Raw genomic sequence first — 7,378 nt, 5'->3', positions numbered from 1 at the left:
GGATTCGCCATCAACGGATTGCTCGCCCGCTACCCCGAGCTGAACAAAGCCGTCGACCGGGTGACCAGTCCCGCCGGGCGCGCCATGCTGGAAACCCTCAGCGATGAATGCATCGGCGACATCATCACCCGCCATCCCTTCGTGAAGACCAGTTCGCTGACCAACGACGGCCGCTCGCTCACCGAGCATCTCGCCGCGATTCCGGAAGCGGCTCCCGCCCTCGCCGAACTGCGCGTGGGAAATCTGCTCCCGACCACGCCGGTGCTGATCACCAGTGGTTTGAACGATGACACCGTTCCCTATGGTCAGGCCCGCCGGTTGGCCGAGGACTGGTGCGCGAAAGGCGCCACGGTCACCTTCCGTACCAACGATCTGCCGCCGATCTTCCCCGGCGCTACCATCCCGAACCATTTCGGACCCGAGATGATCGACGGCTTCGGCCCCGACAACGCGATCACCTACCTGCTCGACCGCCTCGCCGACAAACCCGTCACAGGCTGCACCTTCGACTGAAACCCCCTGCGCGCGATCGAATCGGCGCTGACCAAGGTCTCCGGCCCACCGAGCCATCCTTCATGGCTCGCGGTGGAGACGTCGTGCCCTGCGCACACCACCTGATCCGGCGGTCGAAGCCCGACTCGTACGGCGTTCAGGACTTTTCGACATGCCGAATACCCCCGAAGGATTTGTGATGACTGCATTTTCGCGCCGTTCGCTGTTAACCGGTGTCGCCGCGACCGGTGCTGTGGCCTTGGCCTCCCGCACGTTCGGTGCGCCCGCTCCCGCCGCCGCGCAGGTGAACAACGTTCCACTGACCCGTGAAGAGCACCGGGTAGTCGTCGTCGGTTCGGGTTTCGGTGGGGGTGTCAGCGCTCTGCGTTTGGCGCAGGCCGGCGTGCCGGTGACCGTGCTCGAACGGGGACTGCGCTGGACGACAGGACCGAACGCCGAAACCTTCCCCCGTGCTTCCTCGCCCGATAAGCGCCTGCTGTGGTGTCGGTCCAGCCCCAATCTGTTCGGCCGTCCGATGGTGTTCGACCGTTACACCGGCCTGGTCGAAGCGGTTCCAGGGGTGAACATGACCGCCCTGTGCGCGGCGGGTGTCGGCGGCGGTTCCCTCGTCTACCAGGGAATGTCGCTGCAACCCACCCAGGAGGTGTTCGACACCCACTTCCCGCAGGCACTCGACTGGGGATTGATGAACCGGGTGCACTACCCGCGCGTTGCCCGGATGCTCGGTTTGGCCGAAGCGCCGGACGAATTGATCGCGACCGAGAACTATCGAGCGGCAAGGGTGTTCGCCGACCGCGTCCGACGGGCCGGAATGCCGTTGTCGAAGATCCCCATGCCCATCGACTGGGATTTCGCGCTCGCCGAGCTGCGCGGGGAGATGAAGGCTTCCTACACCAACGGCGACGGCGCCATGGGTGTCAACAACGGTGGTAAACATTCCGTCGACGTCACCTACATCGCCGCCGCCGAAGCCACCGGCCTGGTACGGGTGGAAACCCTGCACGAGGTCACCGACGTCGAAAGGGCATCCGACGGCCGGTGGATCGTGCATGTACAACGGCTGGACACCACCGGCGCGGTGGTCGAGAACAAGGTCCTCACCGCCGGCGCGCTGATCCTGGCCGCGGGTAGCCTCAACACCACCCGGCTGCTCGTGCGGGCCGGAGCGAAAGGACTGATCCGCGATCTGCCCGACGGATTGGGACAGGGCTGGGGCACCAACGCCGACCGCATCTATGTCTGGACCGATCCCTCGGCCGAATTCGGTGCACCACAAGGCGGCCCGGTGGTCTACGGCAGCAAGAACTGGGCTGATCCGCACTCCGCTCACACCGTGATCCAGGCGTCCATCCCGCCACTGTCGCTGGACGCCCGCAGCACCATGATGGTCGGATACGGTGTCAGCGACGGACGCGGCATGTTCCAATACGACGCGGCACGCGACGACGCGATCCTGCACTGGCCCGCTGATGGTGACAGCTACATTCAGGACAACCACATCGGCCCCGCGGTCCACAAGATCGCCGGTCCCGACGGCATGCTGCTGGATACCAACGCCTTGTTCCCCTCCACCTGGCATCCCCTCGGCGGAGCGAGCATGGGCGCGGTCTGCGACCTCGATGGCCGCGTCCACGAACAACCCGGACTCTACGTCCTCGACGGAGCACTGATGCCGGGCAATACCGCGGCATGCAACCCATCGATGACCATTGCCGCGGTCGCCGAACGCGCACTCGACAACATCGTCACCCACGACATCGGCTCCCTGATCTGACTCGCGCAATTCCGTCGACGGAGAGGTGATAATTGTGAAGCCTTCTGCAATGGCCCCCGAGAGTTCTGTCTATGTAGTCTCCCGCAAGCGAATTCGGCGGCGTGCTCGTGGTCGCGGGGCAGCGTTGGCCGCGGCCCTCGTGCTCGCGGCCGGCTCTGCCGCGGTCGTGAGCCCGGGGGATACCGCGGTGGCTCGGGCGCAGCCTTCCGGGTGCGGCGGGGAACATTTCGTGGCGTCGTGGACGGCGAGCCCCACCGATTCGGTGACTCCCGTCGATGCGGCCGGAGGGCCGATTCCACTCGCGATCGACGACCAGACTTTTCGGATGGTCATCACTCCGCATTTGGGTGGGTCGCGACTGCGCGTGCGTCTGACCAACCGGTTCGGGCTGACGCCGGTCACCTTCGCACGGGTGAGCATCGCCAACCAGTTATCGGGCGCGGCGGTGGGCGATCCGGCGCCGGTGCTGTTCGGCGGGCAGGCAGCCGTCACCCTGCCCGCCGGAGCCGATGTCGTCAGCGATCCGGTGCCGTTCACTGTCGCAGCGTTCGCCCCGTTGGCGGTCAGTATTCACGTTCCCGATCCGGCGGGGCCGCCGACCAAGCACTGGAATGCCAACGCCACCTCGTTCTACTCTCCTGCCGGTAGCGGTGATCTCACCGGGCAGCCGGGCGCCGACGGATTCTCCTCCACGACCGGTTCCTGGTTGTATGTCACCGCTCTGGACGTGCTCGCACCCGCCGACACTCGTGCGGTGGTGGCGTTCGGGGACTCCATCACCGATGGTTTCGTGGGCGCCAACGCTTTGAGCGTGCCGGTCGATCGTGGCGTCGCCGACACCAACGGACGCTATCCCGACGTTCTGCAGCGGCGTCTGGACACCGCGGGCATCCCGATCTCGGTGGTCAACGCCGGAATCGGCAGCAATCGCCTGCTCACCAGTGGCGAGCCGCTTCTTCTCGGTCCGAGCGGGCTGTCGCGCTTCGAACGCGACGCACTCGGACAAGCCGGTGTCGGTGGAGTTCTGGTGCAGGAGGGTATCAACGATCTCGGACTTCCGCCGCCCGCCGATGCCGCGTCGATGATCGCGGGATACGAGAAACTCATCACCGCAGCGCACCGGCACGGCAAGAAGATCTGGCTGGGAACACTGCTTCCCGCCTCCGACGCCCTTGTCGACGGCGAACTCCTGGCGCCCCGCAGCGAGACCGCCCGGCAGGAGATCAACGCCTGGATACGCAACCAGAACCTCGCCGACGGGATCGTCGACTTCGATGCCGCCCTGCGCGATCCTGCCAACCCGTCCGTGCTCCGAGAGGTCTATTCGAGCCCGGATCTCCTGCACCCCAGCCTCGCGGGCTATCGGGCGATGGCCGAGACGATCGACCTCGCCCTGCTCAGCGCCTCCCCATCACCCGCCTGCTGACGATCCCCGCAGTGCCGACGGGCCGCGACACCCGAGGTCAGTGCGCCGTGTACTTGTCGTGTTGTGGGGGCTTCAGCGAATGGTCGAGGCGTGTATCACGCCTGGAAAGAACGGTCCTCGTCGTCACGAGGCGCGAATTCGAGTGCGGCGGGCAGCGATTCGGCACGCGGGTCGGGCTGCAGATCGGCGCTGTTGAAGACCATGGCCAGACACAGATAGGAGCCGGTGACGAACATGAGCTCCATGAGCTGCCGGGTATCGAGGTGCGCGCCGAGTTCGGTCCAGGTGTCGCCGTCGATGCGGTGCCCGTCCATCAGCTGGTCGGCGGCGGTCAGTAGCAGCCGCTCCACCTGCGTCCAGAGTTCGGCGCTCGGGTCTTGCCGGACCGCGGCGATCTGCTCGGGGGACAGGCCAGCTCGCAGACCGATGCGCACGTGCTGTTCCCATTCGTAGCGCGAGCCGCTGCGCCAAGCCACGCGCAGGATGACCAGTTCACGACACCGTGGGTCCAGGGTCGCGCGCTCGAGGAGCAGACTGTTGTAGGTGAGCCACGCGGCGGCGAGCTCGGGATGGTGTCCGAGCAGTCCCAGCACGTTGGGGAGGGGAGGGGCGTCGGGTTCGCCGGACAGGTAACGGTCGGCCATGGTCAGCCGTCCGCGCAGCATCGCACGCGCCTGCTCGTCCCACTGGTCGATCGGCAGCGGTGGTAACCGCGGCTCGGACTCCGTCATATCGTCGGCCCTTACCGGCGGACGCGAACGGTCGTAATGCTGTGCACCCGCACAGAATAGGCGTGTTCGCGGACCGTGAACAAGGTCAGGATCGGCCGCGACCCGTGGCGCGGACCCTTCCGGGGCTGCGTTCGCCTTCCACGCTGCGCAGGAAGTCTTCGATCAAAGCGATCGTCTCGGTGTGGCCGGTATCGATGTCGAAGGACTCCTCCATGCGCAGGAAACGCGAGATGCTGGACATCAGCATGACGACGGTGGTCGGTGTCCACATGGCCGCGACGGCCGGGTAGCCGCGAAGGATATTCCCGACGGCCTCGAGCTGCAGGAGCCGGAATCGTCGTGAGGACTGGGCGATCTCCGCTCTGATCGTCTTGCGATGGTTGGCCATGGAGACGAATTCCATGGTGAGCGCGGTTTGCGACTGGTCGTGGATGGCCTCCCACAGCGCCCACAGCGGCTGGGCGGCTTCGAGGGCCTCGCGCTGGCGCTGGTAGCTGCGTTCGGCGCCGCGGCGGAAGAGCTCGACGAACAGGTTGTCCATGGTGTCGTAGTAGTAGTACACCAGCCCGGGATTGACCCCTGCCCTGGCGGCGAGGCGCCGTGAGCTGACGGCGGCGTAGCCCTCTTCGAGCATGATCTGCTCGGCCGCGTCCAGCAGTGCGACGCGGGTGGCCGCACTGTGGGCCCTGCTCGCCCGTTCCACCTTCATCGCCCGCCTCCTGCCTCCGCTTTCGCTGCCCGGCACCACGTATGAGTGCCCGGTCCGCCGCTCGGCTCGCGCCGCCGCTCGATCATAGGGCGGCTATGGCCGTCTAAGGGCTCGCGGTCGCGCGCCCACGGTCGAAGGACACGCTTTCCACTCTGTCAAGCCTTGACATTGTGCTCCGACCAGCCCTATAACCTTAACCAGTCGATCAAATTAACCAGTCGATCAAACTTCTCGGGCCGGTCCTTCCGGCGAACCGAATGGAGAGCGCGGTGCCGATTCCAGCGGAGGAAGCCACGCTCCGGCGTGGCACCCGGACGCACGCGGTACGCGTGGCCGAGGTGCGCGCCGAGACCGCCGATGCCCGCTCGTTCGTCCTCGACATCCCACCGCGGCTCGCGGCCGAGTACACGTATCGGGCGGGGCAGTTCCTCACGCTGCGGGTGCGGATCGGCGCGGAGGTCCATCACCGGTCCTACTCGATGTCCTCCTCACCGGTGACCGATCCGCACCCGCAGATCACCGTCAAGCGAATACCGCAGGGGCTGGTGTCGACCTGGCTCACCGAACAGGTGCGTCCCGGCGACACCGTGGAAGTCACGGTCCCGATGGGCGCGTTCGTCCTGCCCGACTCCGAGCGCGACATCGTCGCCTTCGCGGCGGGAAGCGGTGTCACTCCGGTGTTCTCGATCGTCAAGACGGCGCTGGCCACCACCACGCGCCGGGTGCGCCTGTTCTACGCCAACCGCGACCGTGACTCGATCATCTTCGGAACCGGCCTGGCCGAGCTCGCCGCGCGTCACCCCCATCGGCTGACCGTCGTGCACCACATCGACGCCGAATCCGGTCTGCTGACCGCCGAACGGATCAGCGAAATATTCCCTGGCACCGGCGATCACGAGCACTTCCTGTGCGGCCCGGCGCCCTTCATGGACGTCGTGCGCGCGGGCCTGTCGGAGGGTGGCGTTCCGGACGAGCGCGTGCACGTCGAACGCTTCACCACCGGCGAAGCCGATGCTGCCGAGGAGCCGGCCGCCGGCGAGCCCGCGCAGGTCACCATCCGCTGCGGACGCCGGACCGCCACCGGCGAGCACCGCGGCGGCACCACCGTCCTGCAGGTGGCGCGGGCCCTGGGCCTGCGCCCGCCCTCCTCCTGCGAGACGGGCAGCTGCGCGACCTGCATCGCGCGCGTGGTCGAGGGCAGCACGGTGATGCGCAACAACGAGGTGCTCACCGCGGAGGAAATCGCCGACGGCTGGGTGCTCACCTGCCAGGCCGTCCCGACCGGCCCGCTGCTGCGGGTCGACTACGACTAGGAGCGCCACCGATGTCACTGCCGCACACCTCCGAGCGACCGGCCGAGCGGACCGCCGTCGTCACCGGCGGAGCCTCCGGTATGGGCCTGGCCATCTGCCGGCGCCTCGCCGCACGTGGCGACCGGGTGGCAATCCTGGATCTCGACGGCGACGGCGCCGAGCGGGCCGCCGCGGAGATCCGCGACGGCGGCGGCGCCGCAGCGGGTTTCGCGGTCGACGTCACCGACCGCGCGGCCGTCGACGATGCGCTGGCCGCGACCCGCGCGGCCTACGGTCCGGTGGACATCCTCGTCACCAGCGCCGGGCTGGTCGCGTTCGAGCCGTTCACCGACATCTCCCTGGAATCTTGGAATCGCGTCGTGGAGGTCAACCTCACCGGCACGTTCCAGTGCGTGCAGGCCGTCGTGCCCGACATGCTGGCCCGGCAGTGGGGCCGGATCGTGACCATCTCCTCGTCGAGCGCGCAACGCGGCTCGCCGGGGATGGTGCACTACACGGCCTCCAAAGGCGCCGTGATCGCGATGACCAAGGGGCTCGCCCGCGAGTACGCCTCCCGCGGCATCACGGTGAACACGATCCCGCCGTCGGGTATCGACACCCCGATGTCGCGCGGTTCGCAGGCGGCCGGACATCTACCGGACAACACGACCATGGCGAACGCGATCCCGGTCGGTTTCCTCGGCACCGGTGACGACATCGCCGCCGCCTGCGCGTTCTTGTGCTCCGAGGACGCCCGATACATCACCGGACAGGTGGTCGGCGTCAACGGCGGCACCGTCATCTGACCCGTCCCTCACCGCAGAAGTGGAGTACCACGATGACCGACTGGCTCAAGCCGACCGCGGGTAGCTGGACCCAGCACTACCCCGACCTGGGCACCGGACCGATCTCGTTCGAGGACTCGGTGTCTCC

General features: G+C 67.3%; 7 protein-coding genes. 5 read left to right on the top strand and 2 right to left on the bottom strand.

Going from position 1 to position 7,378, the window contains the following annotated elements:
* From ON19_RS07330 to ON19_RS07320, 3 genes are all read left to right on the top strand, one after another.
* The coding region (locus ON19_RS07330) for a lipase family protein (protein WP_043688508.1) at nt 1-513 on the top strand (513 nt) is incomplete at its 5' end.
* A 178-nt stretch (nt 514-691) separates the two neighbouring features.
* Nucleotides 692-2,287 (top strand): GMC oxidoreductase, encoded by a 1,596-nt coding sequence (locus tag ON19_RS07325; protein WP_043688507.1) that lies wholly within the window; start codon nt 692-694, stop codon nt 2,285-2,287.
* Between the two features lie 229 nt (nt 2,288-2,516).
* Nucleotides 2,517-3,713 (top strand): GDSL-type esterase/lipase family protein, encoded by a 1,197-nt coding sequence (locus ON19_RS07320; RefSeq protein ID WP_227954770.1) that lies wholly within the window; start codon nt 2,517-2,519, stop codon nt 3,711-3,713.
* A gap of 95 nt (nt 3,714-3,808) precedes the next feature.
* Here the strand turns inward: ON19_RS07320 and ON19_RS07315 are convergent, their stop codons facing one another.
* Entirely contained in the window at nt 3,809-4,444 is a 636-nt protein-coding gene (locus ON19_RS07315) for a carboxymuconolactone decarboxylase family protein (RefSeq protein ID WP_051168619.1), read from the bottom strand.
* Between the two features lie 85 nt (nt 4,445-4,529).
* Nucleotides 4,530-5,153, bottom strand: a complete 624-nt coding sequence (locus ON19_RS07310) for a TetR/AcrR family transcriptional regulator (protein WP_043688505.1) — start codon at nt 5,151-5,153, stop codon at nt 4,530-4,532.
* A 269-nt stretch (nt 5,154-5,422) separates the two neighbouring features.
* Between ON19_RS07310 and ON19_RS07305 the strand changes: the two genes are divergently transcribed.
* Together ON19_RS07305 and ON19_RS07300 are read left to right on the top strand one after the other, a co-directional pair.
* Nucleotides 5,423-6,466: a ferredoxin--NADP reductase gene (locus tag ON19_RS07305; protein ID WP_227954771.1), complete on the top strand. Its 1,044-nt coding sequence runs from the start codon at nt 5,423-5,425 to the stop codon at nt 6,464-6,466.
* Between the two features lie 11 nt (nt 6,467-6,477).
* Complete coding sequence (locus ON19_RS07300) at nt 6,478-7,251, top strand: SDR family NAD(P)-dependent oxidoreductase (RefSeq protein ID WP_051168618.1); 774 nt, start codon at nt 6,478-6,480, stop codon at nt 7,249-7,251.
* Nucleotides 7,252-7,378: the final 127 nt, after the last annotated feature.

Origin of the sequence: Nocardia abscessus NBRC 100374 (assembly GCF_000308455.1) — a bacterium.
GTDB classification, from domain to species: Bacteria; Actinomycetota; Actinomycetes; order Mycobacteriales; family Mycobacteriaceae; genus Nocardia; species Nocardia abscessus.
This window is presented reverse-complemented; position numbering and strand designations above follow the sequence as displayed.